The organism is Atribacterota bacterium, assembly GCA_039638595.1.
In the GTDB taxonomy this organism is placed as follows: Bacteria; Atribacterota; Atribacteria; order Atribacterales; family Caldatribacteriaceae; genus Profundicultor; species Profundicultor thermophilus.
Genome location: JBDIWM010000034.1, coordinates 1 through 21,966, shown reverse-complemented (window position 1 = coordinate 21,966; position 21,966 = coordinate 1). Strand labels below are relative to the sequence as shown.

Genomic DNA, 21,966 nt, shown 5'->3' with positions numbered 1-21,966 from the left:
GCACACCCGATCACTTGCAGGCCGGTTTCTTCCAGGGCTTTTTTGGTCTTCTCCACACTGATGGCATCGAGAAAATCGAGGGGAATCTCCACCACGTCAAATCCGAGCTCTTTGACCTTGATGACCAACCCCACTTCGTTATCGGTATACCCGGCGGTCCACAGAAAAAGATTAACCCCAAAAGGCATTCTTGGCCCCCCTTTTTAAACGATTCGTTCTTCTGTCTGACGGTCGAAGAGATGAATTTTCCCTTCCTTCCATCGGAAGAAAATCTTCTCACCCACAGGGAAGCGGGTATTTTCCCCACTCCGGACCCGCACCGTGTGTCCATCAAGTCGTAACCGCACAATCTGTAAAACCCCTAAGGGTTCCACCACCTCCACCAGAGCCGGATAGAACCCTTCTTTCTCGGTAAAACTCAATACGAGATCTTCTGGTCTTAACCCCAGAAAGAGTTCCGACACACCTTTAACCCGACAGGCCTCCACCATGGGAGAAGGAAGCGGGAAGGAAAAATACCCTGGACCAACATGGAGGATATTCCCTTCCAAAAGGGCGGGAATAAAATTCATTCCCGGACTTCCCACAAAATCGGCCACAAAGCAATTTCGGGGTTTCTGGTAAATTTCACTTGGTGTCCCCACCTGAACCAAGTGGCCATGATTGATGATGATCACCGTATCGGCCATGGAAAGGGCTTCAGCCTGATCCGGGGTGGCGTAGAAAAAGGTGGCCGCCATTTCTCCCTGCAATCTCTTGAGCTCAGTGCGCATTTCCTCCCGAATTTTGGCATCGAGGTTGGTCAGGGGTTCATCGAGGAGAAAAACCTTCGGGTTGCGCACCAGAGCCCGGGCAATGGCCACCCGCTGCATCTCTCCACCACTGATAAAAATGGGCTTTCGATCCAGAAGATGGTCGATATGGAGGAAGGAGGCAACTTCCTTGACTTTCTTTGCAATCTCATCCTGAGAAAATCCCCGAATCCGCAGGGGTGAAGCGATATTCTCAAAAACGGTATATCGGGGATAGAGGGAAAAATTCTGGAACACAAAGGCCACATCCCGATCTTTGGGTGGTAAATCATTGACCCCTACTCCATCGATGGTAATACTACCCTGATCGCCTTTCTCCAGACCTGCCACACAGCGCAAGGTGGTGGTTTTTCCCGCACCGGTCGGCCCCAACAACACGGTAATCTTCCCGTTTTCAGCCTTCAAAGAGAGGTCAGAAACAGCCACTTTTCTCCCAAACCGTTTGGTTAAGTTCTGCACCACAAGTTCAGCCATGCTCGTCACCCTACGCGATTAATTTCTGGTCCTGAGCGTTAAAGACCCGCACTTCTTTAAACTGTAAACCAATCCGTTCACCAACCGCAAAGAAAACATCGCCGGGAAGAAGTGCTTTGAGAAGATGAGTTCCAATTCGGAATGTCACCACATTCTGGGCCCCCAGGGGTTCAAAGACGTAGACTTCACCCTGCATCAGGGCCTCTTTTTCTGACACCACCAGAATGTTTTCCGGACGGATTCCCACCACAACTTGAGGAGAAACCATGCTTGCCTTTTCCACGACCTCAGCCTGTTCGCTGGGGAGAGGAATAAAGGAACCACCATCAAGGAGGATACCAAGCCCTTCCTGCCTTTGAATGGTTCCAGGAATAAAATTCATACCTGGACTCCCAATGAACCGGGCCACAAAGAGGTTCGCCGGATAGTGGTACACCTCATGAGGTGAACCGATTTGCTGAATGTCACCAAAATTCATCACCACGATTTTATCCGCCATGGTCATGGCCTCCACCTGGTCATGGGTTACGTAGATGGTGGTGGCACCAATCGATTTCTGGAGTTTTTTGAGTTCTCCCCGAGTCACTTCCCGGAGTTTGGCATCGATATTGGAGAGTGGCTCATCCAAAAGAAATACCCGAGGACGGCGCACGATGGCCCGACCAAGGGCCACTCTCTGTTTCTGACCACTGGTTAATTTCCGGGGTTTCAACTGGAGCAAATCCTGAATCTGAAGTAGGCGCACCACCTCGTCCACCCTCTTTTTCACTTCCTCGCCGGGCAACCCCTCTGCCCGAAGCGGAAAGGCGATATTATCATAGACCGAAAGGTGGGGATAGAGGGCGTAGAGCTGAAAAACGAAGGCGATGTTTCGCGCCGCAGGACTCAAAGGGGTCACATCATCAGTATCAAAATAAATCTTACCCTCATTGGGCAATTCTAGACCAGCAATACAGCGCAAGGTGGTGGTTTTCCCACATCCAGAAGGACCCAGAAGAACCGTGAACTCACCCTCCCGGACCTCAAAGGAAATCCCCTTCACCGCCTCCACCTTTCCGTACCGTTTCCATAGATTCTCCACCCGAACTTTCGCCATGGTTAAACCTCCCCACCCTGGTTCAGCTCTTCCAAGGGAGGAATATGGGAAAAGAGGATGTACAGGCCGGTACCAATTCCCAGAAATGCGAACCCGTAGTGGTACAGGAAATAGGTAAAGGGCTGACACAAACTGAAAATCCCGAAAATGATGAGCACAATGGACAGAGGTTCCATGATTTTTTTGAGCCGTGCCAGGAACTTCATACGCATCTACTCCTTTATCGCCCCAAAGGTAAAGCCCCGGATGAGGTTTCCACCGAGGAGGAAAGTAAAAACCACCACTGGAATAACCATCAAGAAAGACCCTGCCGCAATGTGTCCCCAGTTCACCCCGGCGGTTCCCAGAGAGTGGGCGATGGAAGGAACGGCAGTACGCGCCTTTTCGCCGGTGAGAAGCAGCGAAAAGGTAAACTCATTCCAGGTCATGATGAGGCTAAAGATGGCCGTCGCCACCATTCCCACCCGCATTTCCGGAAAGATAAACTTGAAAAAGGCCTGAAACCGCGAATACCCGTCAACCAGGGCCGCCTCTTCGTATTCGATGGGAATATCATCCACGAAACTGCGCATCATCCATACGGCGAAAGCCAGGTTAAACACGGTGTACATGATGATGAGCCCAAAACGGGTATCAAAAAGTCCGAGAGCCCGGTACATCATTACTAGCGGTATGGCAATGACCACCGGGGGGAGCATGCGGCTACTCAAAACCACAAAAAGAAGGTCGTCCTTGCCCCGAACCTTCATGCGAGAGAAAACGTATCCCGAGAGTGCCCCCAGAAATGTCGCCAGAATCGTGCTCACAAAAGAGACCACGATGCTATTACCCAGCTGTCGCAAAAATGCCGATGGTTTTGGTTTGACTTCTACGCCCTTCACTTTCCCCAAGGCCCCTCCCCCTCCCACGTAAAACACGTTCCGGAAGTTTTCCGCCTGTGGTCGCCACACCCACTTGGGAGGAAGCGAGAACGCATCCAGCTTGGTCTTGGTGGCGGTAGAAAACATCCAGTAAATCGGGAAAAGGTACACACCCAGCATGACCACCAGAACCACCACGATCACCCGATTTTTCACCTGTCTTCGCTGAAATTCGTTCATCGTTTATCCTCCTTAAGTCCGCCGCAGACGATTGAGATAGGTGATATAGATGTTACTCAAGGCAATGATGATGATGAGAAGAATATAGGCCAGAGCACAAGAACGACCGGTATGCCAGTAAGAAAAGGCTAGCTTATAAATATAGAAGGGTACAATCTGGGTCGAATATCCTGGACCACCCTCGGTAATCACGTACACCAGGTCAAAGAAACGAAAGGCATCCATGGTACGGAAAAGAACCGCCAGAAGGAGAATGGGAGCAACATAGGGAAGGGTAATGTAACGGAACTTAAACCACCCGGAGGCCCGATCCACATCGGCCGCCTCATAGAGGTACTTGGGCACGCTGGACAACCCCGCCAGGCTCAAGAGTACAATAAACGGCGTCCAGAGCCATACATCGGCAACGACAATGGAAGGAAGGGCATACTCGTAACTGGTGGTCCAGGCGATTTTGGGAATCCCAAAAAGTTTTCCCAGGATATAGTTGAGGATTCCCCAGTTGGTATCCATCATAAATCGGAAGAACTTCCCAATCACCGCTGGCGAAAACATCATGGGAAGGATAAAAAGGGTGGTGAGAATCCCCTTCCCATAGAATTCTCGATTGAGCAGCATGGCGATAAAAAACCCTAAAAAGAACTCCACCACCACTGCCATGGCTACAAATTTCCCGGTCACGATAAATCGATCCCAGACCTCTCTCTGCTGAAAGATGAAGGCAAAGTTCCTGATTCCCACAAAAACCGGGGGGTTAGCGGTGTTTGCCGAATATTCACAGAAACTCAGGTACAGCGACCAGATGAGTGGGAAAATGACCAGAAAAAGAAGCAAGATAAAAGTGGGCAAAAGAAAAAGATAGAGCATTCCTCTATCAGAAACACGATTTGCCCAGGTATTCCGAATACCAATCAATGATATCTCCCCCTTTGGGCTACCCCAGGGGGGGTAGCCCTGAACTCTTTGGTCTTATTTATAGTAGCCTGCTCTTTCCAGAATTTCTTCGTGTTTTTCAGCAATGAGGTCCATGGCTTCATCCGGGGTGTATTTCCCAAGAACAGCTGCATTCAGGATTTCAGCCATGACGGTACCCATCTCGTTATACTGAGGAATTTCCCAGTAGTCCTTGAGGTGGGGGTAACTGGCCCGAGCCACTTTATTCACCGGAGCATATTCCAGATACTTATCGTCCTCAACCACCGACTTCATGCAGCTAAACATGCCAGCCTGGGCCCACTTCCACTGGGTTTCGGGACGCAGCCACCATTCCAGGAACATCAGCGCTTCCTTTTTGTAAGGCGTGTAGGAAGAAATGGAGAGACCCTGCCCACCCAGCTGGACGTACCATTCTTTCTCCGCAGGGGTGGGGAAGAAGTCAATCTTATCCCAGTAGGCGGAAAGGTCCGGATCCACGAGCCCCGGATAGAATGCCAAGTATGTCCCCATCATGGCCACCAAGCCCTGCTGCATGGCGGTATTGGCTTCATCCATGCTGTAGTTAGCCGAACCAGGAGGACAGAACCGGTAGAGGTCCACCCAGTAACGAGCGGCGGCTTTACCGGCTTCGCTATTGAGGTACCCCTTGACCTTTTTGGTCTCTGGATCCCAGAGCTCTGCCCCAAAGGACCAGAAGCATGCTAAAAATTCATCGGTTAACCCCGCAGTGGGAATCGGTGCTTGCCAGAGTGCGACACCATAGAGGTTCTTTTCCGGACGAGTGAAGAATTCAGCGATATCCCGCAGCTGGCTCCAGGTCTCGGGAACCTTCAGCTCATACCCGTATTTGGCCTTGAAGGCTTCCTTTTCTGCTGGGTCATTGAAGAGATCGGTGCGATAAGACATTCCAAAAAAGTCACCCAGAGCGGGAATACCGTAGTACTTGCCACTTCCATCGGGGTATTCGCAGAAGGAAGAGATAAAAGTGGCGTAGAAATCGTCCTTATTCACCTTCTCATTGAACCAGTCGGTGATATCAACGAGATGCCCCCCCACCACGGCCTCACCCAGCCACTGGGAATCAGGAAGGACGATGTCAAAACTGGTTTTCCCTGAAGCAAATTCGGTGAACACTTTGTCATGGTACTGCGGCCAGGGTACCGGATCCCCTTTCACCTTTATTCCCGTTTCCGCGGTAAACTCCTCAGCCAGGGCAACCAGGGTATCCATCGGCGCCCACGCTGCCCAGGTAATGGTGAGGGTTACCTCCTGCGCAAGTGCTATGCCCCCCCACAAACCAACCATCAAACAGAGAACCACTAACCAAACGAGTTTCTTCATGCTCAATAGCCCTCCCTTCTTCAATTACGTGGATGAAACACAGATGCCGAAGATTCCTCTTTTTATTTCTTCTCTCACCCCCTTTCATGGAAACCGCCGACAGGAATTGCGTTCCACCAGCACAGGCTCAAGGAGTGCATTCTGGAACGCACTCTCCCCTTCGACCAATTTCAGTAAAAGTTCGACCCCCATTTTCCCCATCTCATACTTGGGCTGCCGAATGGTGGTCAAAGAAGGATGAAAATACGACGCCAGAAGAATGTCGTCGAAACCGACCACCGAAATATCCTCCGGGATTTTCATCCCCGCGCTCAAAAGCGCTTTCATGGCGCCGATGGCTACAAGGTCAGAGCTCGCCACCACTGCGGTCGGTAAAAACCGATTTTCGAGCAAAAGCTTCCCCAGGGAAAAACCGACTTCCACCCGGTTCAGCTGGGTTTCCTCTCCCACCAGAACCCAATTTTCCCTCACAGACAAACCTCGCTTCTGCATACTCGCCAGAAACGATCTCTGCCTTTTAACCAGGGTTAAAACGTAGGGCGGTTCTCCCAGATATGCAATGTTAGTATGCCCCAGACCGTGCAAATAGTCAATAGCCATCTCCATGCCTTTTTCGTTATCCATCACCACCGAAGGGCACCGGGAGGTAAAAGGGTAAATATCGACAAGCACAAGAGGCACCTCACAATCAAATAAACGGTTCCAGAGGCTCTCTTCAATCAGGCTATAGGAAACCACCACCCCGTCCACCTGGCCCTGCTCGATGAGGTCCACAAAACCCCTTTCCATCTCCCCCTGGTAGGAGGTGGAATACAGAATCACACTATACCCCTTTTCTCGAGCCGCATCAGCCACGCCCCGGGAGAGTTCCGCATAGAAAAGGTTGGTAATATCGGGAACCAAAAGGCCCAGCGAAGCCGTACGTCTTTTCTTGAAATTCCTAGCCACAAGATGGGGACGGTAATGGAGCTTTTTGATGGCGTCCCGAATTCGCTGCTTCGTTTCTAAAGAAAGCGAGGCGGTGTGATTGAGAAAGTGGGATACCGTGGATTGCGATACCCCTGCTTCTTTAGCCACATCCCGAATGGTTACCCGACTATTTCTTCTATCCTGATTTTTCCCATCCATGATACACCCCTCAGGTCAAAATCTTTTCCGTCACCGGATGAAAAAAAATCACCTTTTCCTTCCGCAAATCATACCTGACGGATTCTCCCACTCGAACAACCGCTTCTTGAGGTATCCTTACCCGAAGAAGCGCCTCCCCAACTTGAAGACGCACCACCTTATCGACACCCAAATCCTCAATGAGATAGATTTCTCCCTGCTTTTCACCTACCCCAAGAAGGACATCCTCTGGGCGAACTCCCAGAATCACCTTCTCCGGTATCTTCGACACTTCCCGTAAAAAGGGAAAGTGCTCAAGCTTCCAAGAAACCCCTAATGCAGGACAACGGATGAATCCATCCTCTACTTCCCCTTCCAGGAGGTTTATTTCCGGCGCTCCAATGAAACGAGCCACAAAGAGATTCTCAGGACGGTTGTACACGTCCTCTGGGGAACCAACCTGCATCACCATACCCTGATTGAGAACCACCACCCGGTCTCCCAAGGTCATGGCTTCCACATGGTCATGGGTCACAAAAAAGAAGGTAGCATGCAAATTTTTCTGTAAACTCTTGAGTTCCACCCTCATTTCCTCTCGCAATTTGGCATCCAGGTTAGAAAGCGGTTCGTCCATGAGAAAAACCCTGGGGTTACGCACCATAGCCCTGCCCAGAGCCACCCGCTGTTGTTCACCACCGCTCAAGCGATCCGGTTTGCGCCGCAAAAGGTGTTGAATTTTGAGGATGGAAGAAACTCTGTCGATTCTTTCGCGGATTTCACGCTCTTCCACCCTCCACATTTTAGAACGGAGCGGAAACGCCAGGTTATCATAAACGGTCATGTGGGGGTAGAGAATATAATTCTGAAACACAAAGGCACAGTTCCGGTCTCGAGGGGCTACCCCGTTCATGAGCGCCCCACCAATGTACACATTTCCCTCATCCGGTTCCTCTAAGCCACTCACAATGCGCAAGGTGGTGGTTTTTCCCGCACCGGTCGGCCCCAAAAGAACCAGAAATTCACCATCCTTCACTTCAACGTGAATTCCACGCAAAGCCCTAATCTTCCCAAAATTCTTTACCACGTTTTCCAAAAAGACCTCAGCCATTTTCTTTTCCCCACCGTAAACGCTTTCCGTTTTCCACCTCAAAAAGGCACGCTTTCTCCCAGGAAATCTTCAGCCGAACCACTCCTTGCAGCGTTCTCTTTTCCAGGTCTTCCACCCGGACGATTTTCCCAGGAGTAACTTCCACCGCACACAGATTTTTGTAACCGAGGGGCTCAACGCTCACCACGGTACCTGTGATTTCCCCTTCTACGGATACACTCAAAAACTCCGGGCGAATTCCCAAAATCAAATGCTGCACCCCTACTCTTTCCACCATCTGTCCCAGTTCTTCATGGACAAAGGTCTGACCATCCTCCAGCCGAAATCCAGTCTGACGGTTCACATAAGAAAGGGGGATAAAATTCATTCCCGGACTCCCGATAAAATGCGCCACAAAGGTGTTCTCGGGCCAGAGGTAAATTTCCCGGGGAGAACCAATCTGCTGGATCACGCCCTCATTCATGATCACAATTCTATCGGCCATTCCCATGGCCTCCACCTGATCATGGGTCACATAGATGGTGGTGGCTCCAATCTCCATGTGCAGCCTCTTTAATTCCGCCCGCATCTCCTCACGGTGTTTGGCATCAAGTCCACTCAACGGTTCGTCCATGAGAAACACCTGAGGCCGGCGGACCATAGCCCTTCCCAAGGCCACCTTCTGCATATCACCACTACTTAAATGGTGCGGTCGCATTGTAAGGAGGTGTTCAATCCCCAGAATCTTGGCCACTTGATGCACTCGTTCTGTAACCTCCGCTTTCGGATACCGCTGAGCCTGCAGGGGAAAAGCAATGTTTTCAAACGCCGTGAGATGGGGATACAGAGCATAGTTTTGAAACACAAAGGCGATATTCCTGCGGGAGGCCGGTAAAGTCGTCACCTCTTTCCCAGCAATAAAGATGGCTCCCGAAGTTGGTTGTTCCAGACCGGCGATCATCCGCAAAGTGGTGGTTTTTCCACAGCCCGATGGTCCAAGAAAAACGGTAAACTCTCCTTCCTCAATCGATAGCTGGATCCCTCTTACCGCTTCTACATCCCCAAACTTTTTCCAGAGGTTTTCTACTCGAACTCTTTCCATGGTCAGCGCCTCACTACCGTTTGATAACTCCAAAGGTTAAACCCCTGGCCAGGTACTTCCGTACCAGAAACGTAAACACCACCACCGGAATGAGAAATACAGTCACCCCAGCGGCAATTTGGCCCCAGTTGATTCCCGCAGTTCCCTGGACTGCAGCAATGGAAGGAGGAGCGGTACGGGCGCGTTCCGAAGTAAGAATCAGGGCAAAGAAAAACTCGTTCCAGGCGGTGATGAGACAAAAAACTGCGGTGGCCGCAATTCCCGAAAGAGCCTGGGGCAAAATGACTTTCAAAAAGGCCTCCCACCTGGTATACCCATCAACCATCGCTGCTTCTTCAAATTCCTTAGGAATCTCGTCAATAAACCCTTTCATGAGCCATACAGCAAAAGAGAGATTAAAGGTCATATAGATGAGAATTAATCCCACATGGGTATCAATCAGACGTAAAGCTCGATACAGGACAAAAAAGGGGATTCCCACCACAATCGGCGGAAGCATCCTGGTGGAGAGGATGAAGAACAGGAGATCTCCCTCTCCTTTGACCTTAAAGCGAGAAAAGGCATAGGCAGAAAAGGTACCCAGCACCACCGAAAGAAGGGTACTCAAGCCAGCGATGATGATGCTATTCACAAAGCGAGGTGGAAAAAGGGATTTTCCAGCTTGACCAAATTTCGCCATTTCCTCCAGATTGAGGTTAAAAAGCGCTTTATAGTGCAGGGCGGTACTGGTAAAGACGAATTTTGGCGGTATGGCAAAGATATCTGGCCACTGTTTAAAGGAAGTGGCCACAATCCAGTAAATGGGAAAGAGGAAGAAAAAGAGTGCCAATCCAATCAAGATTCCTTTGACTATTCTCCGAGTCAATGCCTCTCCCTCCTTACGCAGCCTTCGTCCGATTAATCCAACGAATCAAGAGGTTACTCAAGGCGATGATGAGAATCAGGATAATATAAGCCATGGCACAGGACTCACCAGTTTTGAATTTATTAAAAGCCAGACGGTACAGACTCATGGAAACCGTTTCGGTGACATCTCCCGGACCCCCACCAGTCATAATGAAAACCAGGTCAAACATCTTAAATGCATCAATGACCCGGAAGAGCACCGCCAGAACCAAAAGCGGTGATACCAAGGGAAGCGTAATCCTTCGAAATTTGAACCACCAGGAAGCCATATCGATATCAGCTGCTTCGTACAGCGATTTGGGAATGGCCAAAAGTCCGGTCAACGAAATGAGCATCACAAAAGGGGTCCACATCCAGATATCCACCAGAGCCACGGCATAGAGTGCAATATGGGGGTTTGTCAACCACAGGACTTTTTTCAAACCAAATAAACTCAGGAGAAAATTGAGCACCCCAAAATTGGCGTCCATGATAAAGGTCCAGAAGAAACCAACCACCACCGGCGAAAGCATCATGGGAACCAGGATGAGCGTGGTCACTAAACCCCATCCTTTAAACTGCTCCTTCAATAATAAAGCCAGACCAAAACCAAGCAGAAATTCAACCCCGACCGCCACGATGACTAATCGAGCAGTGGTTTGAAAATATTTCCAGATAAACGGATCACGCAGAATACGGCTGTAGTTGGAAAAACCAACAAACGAAATCTGTTTACTCACCAGAGAAGAATAATTGGTGAAGCTCAAACCCAAAGACCAGATGAGCGGGAAAATGTTCATGATAATCAGTACTAAAAGTGTCGGCCCAATGAAGTAGAGTTTCAAACGGTACTCTCCCAAGGCCTTTTGATGTATCGCTTTTGCCTTCCCGTCCATAGTAAACCCTCCGTTTCCCCTCCCGGTTTTTCCGGGAGGGGAAAGAAATCAGCACTTACTTCAAGTATCCAGCGTCCTTCAAAATCTGGGTATGTTCTTTGGCTACCGCATCCATTGCCTCTTTAGGGCTCATCATTCCCACACAGGCTGCCGACCAGTACTTCTGCGTCACTTCTAAGAGTGCGGCATACTCGGGGATGGTCCAGAAATCCTTCACCACTTTGAAACTTTCGGCCATGGCTTTGTTATAGGTTTTGGCGTTCAGAAATTCGGGAGAATTCAAAAGGTCAGTAAGAATGGGTACCCCACCCATCTCCATGTATTTCTTCTGGGTCTCTTCACTGCACCACCATTTGATGAATTCATACGCTGCGTCGCGATTCTTACCATAGGTGACGATATTCAATCCCTGACCACCATGAGTGGCAAACTGGCGGAATGTTCCATCCTCAGCCATTTTGCCTGGGAAGGGGAAGAATCCAATCTTATCATAGTATTGAGGATTCGTGGCTGGATTCACAAACCCTTCACACCAGGAACCCCACTGGAACGCCATCGCCACCAGACCCTGAGATATCGCCTGAGTGCATTCATTCCAGTAGTAGTTCTCTGAACCCGGAGGAGCAAACTTCATGAGGTTGACGTAGAATTCCAGGGCTTTGACTCCAGCTTCACTATTCAAGTACCCTTCTACCTCGTAACTATCTGGAGCGTGGTAATCAGCACCAAAGCTCCACATTACCGGCTGAAATCCCATGGTCACCGCGTCGAAGGTTTTAGCTGGCCAGTACGCCAGTCCATAAAGGTTTTGCTCCGGACGGGTAAAGAACTCTGCGATGTCACGCAACTGTTCCCAGGTTTTAGGAATGTCAAGGTCATATCCGTATTTGGCTTTGAAGGCCTCTTTTTCCTTCGGATCTTCAAAAAGGTCTTTGCGGTACCCAATAGCCGGAACATCCAGTACTCCTGACACACCGTAGAATCGCCCACTTTCTGCAGGATATTCCCCATAGAGCTTTTGAGGAACTGGAGCCAGCTTATCGAAGGCGATATTTTCCTTCAGCCAGTCAGTGAGTTCCACGTAGTGTCCTCCACCCACCGCAGCACCAAGAAGCTGACTGTCGCCAATGATGATGTCGTAACTGGAATCATGTGCTGAGAGGGTGACGAGAATTTTATCCGTATACTGTGCCCAAGCCACAAAGTCAAATTTGACCTGAATACCGGTTTTGGCAGTGAAATCTTTCTGAGCCAACTCATAGATCCAGTGCCCCGGAGTATACTCACCACTCAAAACGCTTAACACCACTTCCTCCGCAAAAGCCATTCCCGTTATGCCGAAAACCAGAACCAAAAGAAGCAGAAGAAGTTTCTTCACCAATTACCCCCCTTTCTCAAATTCGACCTTAAAAACCAGGACCAAAACAAAACGCACCTCCCAACCTCCAAATTGCCCCTTTCTCACCTCCCTCTACATCGTCACCATCACCTTGAGGGGATTTCCCCTCTTTTCCCGAGCCACCTGTAACGCATCAAGCAGGTTTTCCAATGGAAACGAATGCGTAATGAGTTTCTCCACATCCACAAGACCATTGGCGATACTCTCAATGGCCTCCACCCAGGTGAAAGGAGCCAGCCAGGAAAAACGGATGGTTTTATCCCAGAGAATGGATTCTAAAGCTGGGACTTCCACCACATCACTGGCACCCGGAAGACCAAAATAAACCACCGTAGACCGGCGACCAGAAACCTTTAAAGCAAGCTGCATGGCTTCTTTACTTCCAGTAACCACAATAGCCCGATCGGCCATCTTCCCCATGGTCAACTCGGCCACCTTCTTCACCACATCCTCTACATAGTACGGAGAGGACTTTTCCTTAGGGTTGATGACTTCATCGGCCCCGAGTTTCTTTCCAATTTCCAGACGATAGTCTCGCGTCCCCACCAGGATAACCTTCCCCGCACCACTGCGCTTCACCAGAGCAACCACGGCAAGCCCTATGGGGCCAGGTCCAAAAACCACCACCTTTTGACCCAAGCCTACTTCCAGATTTTTCACTCCATAAACCGCATCCGCCAGGGGTTCAACAAAGGCACCGCCAGCAAAAGAAACAGTAGGAGGCAACTTGTATACGTGAGTGTAGTGAGAAACCAGGTATTCGGCAAAACCACCATTGGTGGAAACACCCAGAACTTTTTTGTTTTCACAGAGGTTCACAAAACCACGGTAACACACTTCACAGGCATTACAGTACTGCACCGGATTAGCCGTCACTCGTTCACCGACCTGAAAGAGGTTGCGCTCAGCGGGAATTTTGCCCACTTTCACCACTTCTCCCGAAAATTCATGTCCCAAGATCAGCGGTCCTTTGCCATTCGGAGTCTCAAGCGGCGAAGCACCCCAGTAATAGGCCACATCTGAACCACAAATCCCACAAGCTCTCACTCGAATGAGAATTTCGTCATCCCTCACCGGAGGAACTGGAACTTCCTCAAGCTTCATCACTTCCGGCTCATAAAAAACCCACGCCTTCATTTTGTCCGGAACCATGGTCAATCCCCCCTTCTTACGCCATTCCTAACTGAGCAAAAAGTTCTCGCAAAAACTTGATGGAGTCAGCAGTAATCTCCCAGGCATTGGGCCAGAAACAGAGGTCGATGCACCACCACTCCCCGTCAAAGCCGTTCTTCACCAAAGCTGGAATGACCGAAGCAAAATTGACATATCCGGTACCAAAGGGAGCGTGGGTACTGGTCTCATTATCATGCAGGGTGTTGTCCGAATCGATGAGGTGCACATGCCCAATCTTTCCCTTCAGGAGTTCAATGAATTCAAGCACTCCACCCTTTAGGGTTTCTTTGGGTTCAGTTTGCTTGGCTCCCACCACGGCGCACATCTGAGCGTGGCTGGTATCAAAGAGTATCTTAAAATTGTTTCTCCCCACCTCGTCGTGGAGGCGCTTCACCTCACTGGGTTTGTTGAAGATAAAACCCGGTTCAAATTCCCAGACAATCGCTTTTCCCACTTCCCCGGCCTTATCAGCGCACTTCCGGAACATGTCCACCACGCGCTGCCATGTTTCCTGATAATTCCAGTCAGCTGGAAACGGTGTACCACTCACCGTATCCACCCGCAGCCTCTCGAACCCGCAATCCACGCAGAACTCCAAAGACCGATCAAACATATCCTCGTACGCTTTCACCACACTCGGATCCCCAGTTGCAAAAGGATAACTCCACAAATCCGGCACATAGGCACTCACACCCAGTTTGTACTGCTCCAGCATCGCCACCAACTTCTTTCGGTCATTTTTTGTAGGATAGAGGTCTGGATGAGCGTGGGGCTTGAATCCTCCCAGTTCAATGCCATCAAAACCAAGAGAAGACAATCTGGAACACACCTCTTCCAGAGGAACCGGGTTTGAAGCATACGGGCCAATGGCGTAAGCCCAACTTCCGATAGAAATCTTTACCCTGGACACGATACTTCCTCCCCCTTCTCGAGTAATGAAAACGTATGCATAACTTTGTTTTATTATTATAGAACATCGTTTTTGAAAAAGTAAACCTAAAGAAGGAAAAAATGATCAGGGCCACACTCAAAGCCGTTCAAGCCATTGACCATGGTTCCAGAAAAATGTGTTACAATAAGGGAAAAGGGGGTCTGTAGAGATGAAAAAGATGAAAAAATTGGTTTTCGCGCTGGGAATGACGAGCATGATTCTCTGGGGTACGATGATTGCTCCGGTATGGGCCATCGATACCGAAAATACTCCCTTCAGTTTCGATGTCTCTGCCGAGGGATATGCTCAGGTGATGTTCGACCAGGGATATAATCTTTACCAGGTGGGACGAAAGGGAGAGGCAGTCCAGTTTTTCATTGAAGCCGTTACCACAAAACCAAACTTCGCCAAAGCGTGGTTCTGGTTGGCCCGCACCTATCAGGAAGAAAATATGCTCGATGAAGCCATATGGGCCTGGAAAAAAGTGGTCGAACTTGAGCCAGAAAATGCCCAGGCCCGATATTTCTTAAGGAAGTGCCAGAACTGGAAAACATATGGCAAAGAGGCCTGGGAAAACTACGAACGAGGGATGGTGGCATACGAACGGAAAGAGTACTACGATGCCATCGAACTCTTCAAAATGGCCATTGAAGCCAACAAACAGTTTGATAAGCCCTACTATTGGCTGGGGATTGCTAACTACAACGTGGGAGATTACCACAACGCGGTCTGGGCTTTAGAGAAATACCTGCAATTCCAGCCAAAAGATGCCAAGGCTCAGTACTGGCTCCGGGAGGCTCGGGTACGCCTTCCAAAGGTCAGTCCATAAGCGCAAAGGCCCGCACCGGGGAACCAGAGCACCCAGTAAGCTTGAGGGGTACACCAAAGAAGTTGACTTTTTTCCCCAGAAGGGTTTTCAAATTGGTAAGGCCTTCGAAAATGGGGATTTCATGGGCAAGAAAAATGCGATGGGTCATAAAGGGATTGGTATCAATACTGGGGGCATCGATACCAATCCCTTTGATTTTTCGCGCCACAAGAAAATGGGCCATCTCTTCGGAAACACCGAATTGTTGCTCGAAATACCGTTCTTCCCCAAACCAAGTATCGATACCAGTATAGAGAAGAACGATAACGTCCTCGATTTGCCCCTCTTTCCCTAAAAGCGCATCAAATTCAGAAAGCTCAAGAGTTCCTCTTGACACAAAAGAGGACACATCAATGGTTATGGCCGTGCCCATGAACTTCTTGAAATCGAGCATCTCCACGGTTTTCCCTTCTTCCAGAAAGTGAGCCGGAACATCCACATGAGTCCCGGTATGGTCGACCATAAAAAGGGCGTGAGTCCTATTTCCATGGACTGAGATATCGTGCCAGGGAAAGAGAGTCACCGGTGGTTGCCCTGGGAAAGTAGGACATCCGGAAAAAATCGGCAGGGTGAGGTCTATAACTTCCACTTCTACCCCCTCCCATACACGTCGATAAATTTCCGAATTGAGCGGTCGTAGGTTTTTTCAGCCTCCTTAGGAAAAAAGCATCCGGGGAGCTCCCCATGAGAGCGATGGTACACCACACATTCACAGCATTTTCCCCGACGGTGGCAGGAAAGGTAGGTGCAGGTACATTGACTTAAATTGGCCTTCAGATTACACTCGGACATACCGTTTCTCCTCCTCACGCACAACTTTTTCTCCACTTCTAATTTTTCTTTCATACAGCACATACGCCCGAAAAATCTCCACGTACATCTTTACCCGATGATAAAACCCCATAAAGGGACCGTATTTTTCTTCCTTGTGGTAATGCGCAAGCCCCCACAGGGGAACCATTTCCACATTGGCCGCCGAATCATAGGCAAACTTGGTAAGAAAGACCTCCACTCCAAAACGAGTCCAGGAAAAATCAGGAAGGTTCCGTACCCAGTTCCCCCGTACTGCTCTCTGGCCGTTCAAAATGGGAAATACTTTCTGCGCCAGGTCACTCGAACCTCTCCCACCCTTAAAGACACCGATGGTCATATCCAGAAACGGATATCGCACCAGAGGCTCTGCCAGACTCAGGATATGTTCCTCTCGGAGATGAATAAGGTCGGCATCCAGAAAGAGATAAATATCACTCTCGGGATCGCGGCGAATCCCCGAAATAAGAGCCCTGCCCTTACCCCGGTTTTGAGGATGGCGGATGGCGTCGACCGGAAAGCGCTGGGCAACCTCAAGGGTTTTATCATGAGAACCATCGTCAACCACAATGACCCGATCCACAAAATCGGTCCGACAAATAACTTCCAGAACCTTTGCGATTCGAGTCGCCTCGTTATACGCTGGAACAATCGCTATCACTTTCTGCGTATCTAACATTCCTCGAGTCAGTCCTTGTCAGAAAATTTAAAAAATCATAGAATACTATTATACACGAACTGAAAGAAAGGAAAAGACAATTGCCCAATCCTCAAGAGAAGATATGGCGAAATTTTTACTACCTGGTTCTCATGATCATCTCTCTATATCTTATATACCTACTCCGCAACGTACTCGCTCCCTTTGCCCTGGCGGGAATTGTGGCGTATGCGTTTGTACCTGTCGCCAAATACCTCAATCGCCTGGGTCTTTCCTGGAAAGCGGCCACCACCATCATTTTTGTGGGACTCATTCTTTTTACGCTCCTACTCCTTTTCCTCATCGTTCCCGAGGTCATTTCCCAGTTCAAATCGTTCACCGTTTCTGCCTCTGACTACACCTCAAAAATTACCGAAAAAATCATCGAAGCAGCCCGATACCTCGACAAACAATACCCTAACCTCAACTTAGCCCAATCCATAGAAGAGTTCCTGAATAACCTCGTGCAGAATCTGCAAAACTACTTTACCGGAATCCTCCGAAATATTTTTAACCTTTTGTCTCTATTTATGACCGTAATTTTTTTCACTCTGGTCGTGACCCCCTTTTCCCTTTACTACTTCATGATCGACGCCGGTAAAATTCGCAAATCTCTGGTCAAACTGTTTCCCTCCGAAAAACGCCGGGAGTTCGTGCTCATTTTGCGAGAGATTGACCGTATCTTGGGAAACTTTGTGCTGGGAAGACTGGTACTCTCCCTTTTTGTCGGTGTCTCAGCCACGGTGGGGCTCCTTCTCATGGGCATCGAGTTTCCACTGCTCATCGGAGTGATCGCCGGAATCACCGACATCATCCCTTACCTCGGTCCGATTGTGGGAACCCTCATTGCTTTAGTTTTTGCCAGCACGAAGTCGGTCTGGATAATCATCGGAGTGATTGCCCTTTTTGGGGCCATCAACCTGGTTGAAGGTGTTTTCGTTACCCCCAAAATCATGGGCAGAGAAATGGGTCTTCATCCTCTGACCGTCCTTGTAGCCCTCATGATTGGAGGGCAACTCCTGGGGGCCTTAGGACTCATCATCGCCATTCCGGTAGCCGGAATCCTCAAAGGGCTTTTCTTCCACTATCGTAGAAAACAGGTCCTCGCTTCCAAAAGCGAGGACCTCCCACCTCAGGTCACCCTTTAACAGCCCCAAAAGTCAAGCCGCGCACAATGTAGCGCTGAATGAGAAGAGCAAGTATCGTCGGTGGCCCCAGGGCCAGCATGGCTCGGGTAGCCATAAACCAAAACTGGACCCCCCTGGTATCCTCAGCACCAGCGAGGTACACAGGAAAGGTTTTAGCCTTTAAAGAGGTCAAAGAGAGCGCAAAGAGAAATTCATTCCAGGTGAATGCCACACAGATGGCCGCCACCGCCACCAGGGTGGGTGCCGCCAGGGGAAAGGCAATGCGCACAAAAGCAGCAAAATCTGAACACCCATCCACTGCCGCTGCTTCTTCCAGTTCGACCGGCAATTCCTGAAAAGCTTGCCTACTGATGACTACCGCAAAGGGTAACGTAAACGTCGCATTAAGCAAAATAAGAGCCAACTGGGTATCGAGGAGTTTTAAAGCCCGCATCAAAAGAAAGAACGGAATCACCACCACCACCGGTGGTAAAACTCGCTGGGACAGGAACCAGACCGTGAGGTCCCGATTTTTCATACGCCGAAATTGAAAGCGAGCCAGGGCATATCCCGCCGGTACCCCCAAAAGCATCGCCACCGCAGTGGCAAAAACGGCCACGATAATACTATTAGTCAGAGTAAAGCGGCTTTCTCGCGTGGAAAGCTCTGTTTTCCAGTTTTCCAGAGTGGGACGAAACTGAATCACAGGAACCGAAATACCGCTAATGGTAAAGGTTTCGGCAGGGGGCTTGAGCGATGTCACGATTCCCCAGTAAATTAAAAACACTGCCCAAGCCACCACGAGAAGCGCTAAAATGGAACGAATTACGGCCAAACCTTTCGACTGCTTTCTGACCACACCCATATCTTTCCCTCCTTCACTCGTAAACCTGACGGACTCTGCGGAAGAAAAGGTTGACCACGACCATCACCATGGCCAAAAGCACATATCCCAGCGCTGAGGCATACCCGAAATCAAAAAATTTTAAACCAGTTCGATAGGTATAGAGGGAATAGACTTCGGTGGCCGTCCCCGGTCCTCCACCGGTCAAACTGTATATGACATCAAAAATTTTAAAAGATTCGATGAGGCGCAAAAGAAGAACGATGACCACCACCGGTTGAACCATGGGAAAGGTAATCTTGCGGAAGATTTCCCACTCGGAGGAAGAATCGATATAGGCAGCATCATAAATTTCCTCTGGGAGTGACTGTAGGCCAGCCAAAATCACCAAAAAACAGAACGGAGTCCACTGCCAGATATCAAGAAGCAACACCGCTACCCAGGCCCAGAAAGGACTTGAAAGCCAGGGGATCTTCCAACCAAAAAGGCTCATTAAAATGCTATTCAGTGGTCCACCTTCCTCATAGAAAATGGTTAAACCCAGATACCCCACCGCCACCGGGGTACAGAAAATGGGCAAAATCAGAAGGGCTCGAAAAATCGACTTTCCCTTCATCTCCTGATGGAAAAGAAGCGCAATGAGGATGCCTAAAGCAAGCTGAATACTGACCGTGACCGCCACATACATGAGGGTAACCCGAAGAGAATTCCCCAATTTATAGTCACTGAAGATACGAGCAAAGTTATTCAACCCCACAAACGTTGCCGGCCTTCCCAAGCGCACCCGGAAAAAGCTCAACCCAAAAGAGTAAATGAGAGGGAAAATGGTAAAAGCTAAAACCCAAATCATCGAAGGAAGAATAAAAGGATACTTAATCCGTCCACTTTTTAAGCCCATTGGTTTATCCCCCCTCAGGGGAGCCCATGGGCTCCCCTGAAATCGTACTGATGACCCTACTTCGCTTTATACCCGATGGATTCCTGGTACACTTTGAGCTGTTCTTCCCGCCCGTAACGGTTGGTGATATCTTCCCAGTCTCGCGCTACCCGGTCAAGTGCTTCTTTGGCCGAAGCCTGGCCGGTGTAGGCTTCAGAGAGGTGCCGATCTAAAGCTACCCAGTACTCGTTCCCACCGGGAATTCGCAGGTACGGAGCGATGTTGGGAGCGAAGAAGTTATCATAGTACGCCTTGAGGTACTCCTGCGCATCCTCGGGGTTGAATCCATTGGCGACATAGTCATCGAGACTAGCGGTTCCATAGGGAGGCAAGAAGTGGAATTTGGCCCCGGGATCAACGCCGGTCCAGCCCCTCTGCACGTTCCAGAGGCTGATTTTATTGGTGGCATGGAACGCCAGCAGGTGATAGACGGCTTCTGGATTTTTGGAGAGCGCCGAAATCACCCCATGCCAGGAACCACCGGTGGTGTTCCCCCACACATTGGGGGTTTCGAAGGTAACGAACTTCCCCTGCGACCGATCATAGACTTCAAGACTTCCAGGAAGAATTGAAGCACCCATCTTGCCTTTAATTTTGGAACGAGCTTCATCCTGCACCAAGGATCCCACATCACCCCAGGAGAAAGTGAAAATTGCTTTTCCCCTCAAGAAGTAATCCCAGGCTTCACCCAGACTCCAGGCTACCTGTGCATCCGGACCGGTTTTGGCCAACTTCAACTGGAACTCCAGCGCTTTGACGTGTCCTTCACTATTGATAAGGGGCTTCATATCTTCAGGATCAAACCAGTACACATTATGGTACTTATCCACTTCTTCTCCGGGCATGATGCAGAATGGTGCCGAGAGCGAAGCGTAGTGGTACATTCCCTGCGCACCCACCTTCAGGTGCATGACAATACCGGAATCCGGTTCCCCATCGTTATTCCAGTCCCAACCATTGAAGAACTCAGAAATATCATAGAGTTCATTCCAAGTTTTGGGTGGTACATTGTATTCATAGCCATACTTTTCCTTGAATTTTGCCCGGTAATCGGGATTGTTAAGGATATCCTTGCGGTAGTACAGCACCTGACCATCACTATCATTCAGCGGCCCGTACCAGGTATCACCCCAGGTATAGAGGGTTCGGATGGACGGTGGTAACGATTCAGGGTCCCATTTCGGAAAGCGAGGATCCTTCATATACTGATCAATGGGGACAATGTACTCGCCCGTGACCAGCTCGCCCATCCAGTCGGAACCGATCATGAATCCATCATATTGACCGGTCCCGGTCAGAAGGTCAGTCATCACTTTCGGATAATGCTCAGCATATGGAATCTCCACAATGTTCAGTTTCGCTCCAGTCAATTTCTCCCAAACATCCCGCCATTCATAGAGCGGACCCGAGATACCGCCCTTGGGACCACCCTGATTCACGGTGATGGTGATGGTTACCCCTTCAAACGGTTTTTCGCCAGAGGTAATAATGGTACCCAGTTCCTCATCCGTAAAGGTAATTGACTCTCCACCCGCGTTGGTGAGCGTCATTTCGGCATACACCACTGATAAACAGAACACCATCAGCACGGAAAGACCAACAAATAGAAGTTTCTTCACGAATCACTCCTCCTTTCCATGAGTTTTTGGCGATATTCTTTTTCCTCAAACCGCCTTCACTCGTTTCATTTCACCCCCTTTCCCCTTCTTTTTCGAGTACAGCTCTGGCTGTTTCGGCATCGGTAACCAGAATGTTGATGTATCTTCCCTGGAGCACTGCCCGAAGGATGTGCTTTTTTTCTATCGAACCAATCACCCCAAGAACACAGGGAACCTTCTTTAACCCCGAAAGAGAAATGCTCATCACCCGACGGTCAAAAACCGGATCGCTGAGTGCTCCATTCCTCTCTAAAAAGTGGCACAGGAGATCTCCGACTACTTCTCTTTTGGCCAGAATCCTTGCCGAAGCTGGGTCACTGAAGAAAAACTGGGGCACCGGTACGTTTCCCAGGCGAGGATCACCTGCTCCCACGATGGCCACGTCCAGTTTTTCCCAGAACTCCATGACCCTCCGTACACTCTGGTCCCAGGATAGGGCTCGAGCAATTTCTTCGCTATCCACCAGGACTGGAGTGTAAAAAGGCACAAACTGTCCTCCCACTTTTTTGGCAAACTGATAGGCAATCTCGTTGACCTGAAAATCGAACCCTGTCTGACCAGTCGCTCCCACCAGAGACACCACCATTAATGGCACTTCACGGCAAAATGCCCGCAGGGTTTCATATACCGTTCGCCCCCAACCAACGCCAACCACATCATCCTTCTGAAGAACCGATTCCAGATAT

Annotated in this window: 24 protein-coding genes; 2 read left to right on the top strand and 22 right to left on the bottom strand. The window is 49.6% G+C overall.

The window, feature by feature from the left end; all coding sequences use genetic code 11:
- The 15 genes from ABDK92_08360 to ABDK92_08290 form a co-directional block, all read right to left on the bottom strand.
- The coding region (locus ABDK92_08360; protein ID MEN3186624.1) for a sugar phosphate isomerase/epimerase at positions 1-188 on the bottom strand (188 nt) is incomplete at its 3' end.
- A gap of 15 nt (positions 189-203) precedes the next feature.
- The gene (locus ABDK92_08355) at positions 204-1,286 is read right to left on the bottom strand and encodes an ABC transporter ATP-binding protein (GenBank protein ID MEN3186623.1); all 1,083 of its coding nucleotides are present in this window, start codon (positions 1,284-1,286) and stop codon (positions 204-206) included.
- A gap of 10 nt (positions 1,287-1,296) precedes the next feature.
- The gene (locus tag ABDK92_08350; protein ID MEN3186622.1) at positions 1,297-2,382 is read right to left on the bottom strand and encodes an ABC transporter ATP-binding protein; all 1,086 of its coding nucleotides are present in this window, start codon (positions 2,380-2,382) and stop codon (positions 1,297-1,299) included.
- Between the two features lie 2 nt (positions 2,383-2,384).
- Positions 2,385-2,588 (bottom strand): hypothetical protein, encoded by a 204-nt coding sequence (locus ABDK92_08345; GenBank protein MEN3186621.1) that lies wholly within the window; start codon positions 2,586-2,588, stop codon positions 2,385-2,387.
- Between the two features lie 6 nt (positions 2,589-2,594).
- A complete protein-coding gene (locus ABDK92_08340; protein MEN3186620.1) occupies positions 2,595-3,482 on the bottom strand; it encodes a carbohydrate ABC transporter permease in 888 nt (295 codons plus the stop codon).
- A gap of 12 nt (positions 3,483-3,494) precedes the next feature.
- Positions 3,495-4,397, bottom strand: coding sequence for a sugar ABC transporter permease (locus ABDK92_08335; protein MEN3186619.1), 903 nt, complete (start codon positions 4,395-4,397; stop codon positions 3,495-3,497).
- Between the two features lie 54 nt (positions 4,398-4,451).
- On the bottom strand, positions 4,452-5,759 hold the full coding sequence (locus ABDK92_08330) for a sugar ABC transporter substrate-binding protein (protein MEN3186618.1): 1,308 nt from the start codon (positions 5,757-5,759) through the stop codon (positions 4,452-4,454).
- An 84-nt stretch (positions 5,760-5,843) separates the two neighbouring features.
- Positions 5,844-6,887 (bottom strand): LacI family DNA-binding transcriptional regulator, encoded by a 1,044-nt coding sequence (locus ABDK92_08325; protein ID MEN3186617.1) that lies wholly within the window; start codon positions 6,885-6,887, stop codon positions 5,844-5,846.
- A gap of 10 nt (positions 6,888-6,897) precedes the next feature.
- A complete protein-coding gene (locus tag ABDK92_08320) occupies positions 6,898-7,974 on the bottom strand; it encodes an ABC transporter ATP-binding protein (GenBank protein MEN3186616.1) in 1,077 nt (358 codons plus the stop codon).
- Positions 7,967-9,055, bottom strand: a complete 1,089-nt coding sequence (locus ABDK92_08315) for an ABC transporter ATP-binding protein (protein ID MEN3186615.1) — start codon at positions 9,053-9,055, stop codon at positions 7,967-7,969. The genes ABDK92_08320 and ABDK92_08315 overlap by 8 nt, the downstream gene beginning before the upstream one ends.
- 13 nt (positions 9,056-9,068) lie before the next feature.
- Positions 9,069-9,920 (bottom strand): carbohydrate ABC transporter permease, encoded by an 852-nt coding sequence (locus ABDK92_08310; protein MEN3186614.1) that lies wholly within the window; start codon positions 9,918-9,920, stop codon positions 9,069-9,071.
- A 13-nt stretch (positions 9,921-9,933) separates the two neighbouring features.
- Positions 9,934-10,836 (bottom strand): sugar ABC transporter permease, encoded by a 903-nt coding sequence (locus ABDK92_08305; GenBank protein ID MEN3186613.1) that lies wholly within the window; start codon positions 10,834-10,836, stop codon positions 9,934-9,936.
- A 55-nt stretch (positions 10,837-10,891) separates the two neighbouring features.
- Positions 10,892-12,214 carry an extracellular solute-binding protein gene (locus tag ABDK92_08300; protein MEN3186612.1) on the bottom strand — a complete coding sequence of 441 codons (1,323 nt, stop codon included), beginning with the start codon at positions 12,212-12,214 and terminating at the stop codon, positions 10,892-10,894.
- Positions 12,215-12,307: 93 nt separating this feature from the next.
- Positions 12,308-13,387 (bottom strand): alcohol dehydrogenase catalytic domain-containing protein, encoded by a 1,080-nt coding sequence (locus ABDK92_08295; protein ID MEN3186611.1) that lies wholly within the window; start codon positions 13,385-13,387, stop codon positions 12,308-12,310.
- Between the two features lie 16 nt (positions 13,388-13,403).
- A complete protein-coding gene (locus ABDK92_08290; protein MEN3186610.1) occupies positions 13,404-14,318 on the bottom strand; it encodes a sugar phosphate isomerase/epimerase family protein in 915 nt (304 codons plus the stop codon).
- 190 nt (positions 14,319-14,508) lie between these two features.
- Between ABDK92_08290 and ABDK92_08285 the strand changes: the two genes are divergently transcribed.
- Positions 14,509-15,168, top strand: a complete 660-nt coding sequence (locus ABDK92_08285; GenBank protein MEN3186609.1) for a tetratricopeptide repeat protein — start codon at positions 14,509-14,511, stop codon at positions 15,166-15,168.
- On the opposite strand, the gene ABDK92_08280 is transcribed toward ABDK92_08285, so the two are convergent.
- The 3 genes from ABDK92_08280 to ABDK92_08270 are packed head-to-tail and all read right to left on the bottom strand — an operon-like array spanning position 15,158 to position 16,696.
- Positions 15,158-15,796: a cyclase family protein gene (locus tag ABDK92_08280; protein ID MEN3186608.1), complete on the bottom strand. Its 639-nt coding sequence runs from the start codon at positions 15,794-15,796 to the stop codon at positions 15,158-15,160. The genes ABDK92_08285 and ABDK92_08280 overlap by 11 nt on opposite strands.
- A 2-nt stretch (positions 15,797-15,798) precedes the next feature.
- Complete coding sequence (locus ABDK92_08275) at positions 15,799-15,999, bottom strand: DUF6485 family protein (protein ID MEN3186607.1); 201 nt, start codon at positions 15,997-15,999, stop codon at positions 15,799-15,801.
- Complete coding sequence (locus tag ABDK92_08270) at positions 15,986-16,696, bottom strand: glycosyltransferase family 2 protein (protein ID MEN3186606.1); 711 nt, start codon at positions 16,694-16,696, stop codon at positions 15,986-15,988. Before ABDK92_08270 ends, ABDK92_08275 begins: the two co-directional genes overlap by 14 nt.
- An 80-nt stretch (positions 16,697-16,776) precedes the next feature.
- Here ABDK92_08270 and ABDK92_08265 point away from each other — a divergent pair, with 80 nt between their 5' ends.
- Positions 16,777-17,862, top strand: coding sequence for an AI-2E family transporter (locus ABDK92_08265; GenBank protein MEN3186605.1), 1,086 nt, complete (start codon positions 16,777-16,779; stop codon positions 17,860-17,862).
- On the opposite strand, the gene ABDK92_08260 is transcribed toward ABDK92_08265, so the two are convergent.
- The 4 genes from ABDK92_08260 to ABDK92_08245 all read right to left on the bottom strand — a co-directional run.
- Positions 17,852-18,706 (bottom strand): carbohydrate ABC transporter permease, encoded by an 855-nt coding sequence (locus tag ABDK92_08260; GenBank protein MEN3186604.1) that lies wholly within the window; start codon positions 18,704-18,706, stop codon positions 17,852-17,854. The genes ABDK92_08265 and ABDK92_08260 overlap by 11 nt on opposite strands.
- Before the next feature lie 13 nt (positions 18,707-18,719).
- Entirely contained in the window at positions 18,720-19,583 is an 864-nt protein-coding gene (locus tag ABDK92_08255) for a sugar ABC transporter permease (protein ID MEN3186603.1), read from the bottom strand.
- A gap of 56 nt (positions 19,584-19,639) precedes the next feature.
- Positions 19,640-21,241, bottom strand: coding sequence for an extracellular solute-binding protein (locus ABDK92_08250; protein ID MEN3186602.1), 1,602 nt, complete (start codon positions 21,239-21,241; stop codon positions 19,640-19,642).
- 70 nt (positions 21,242-21,311) lie between these two features.
- On the bottom strand, positions 21,312-21,966 hold a 655-nt coding region (locus ABDK92_08245; protein ID MEN3186601.1), incomplete at its 5' end, for a sugar-binding domain-containing protein.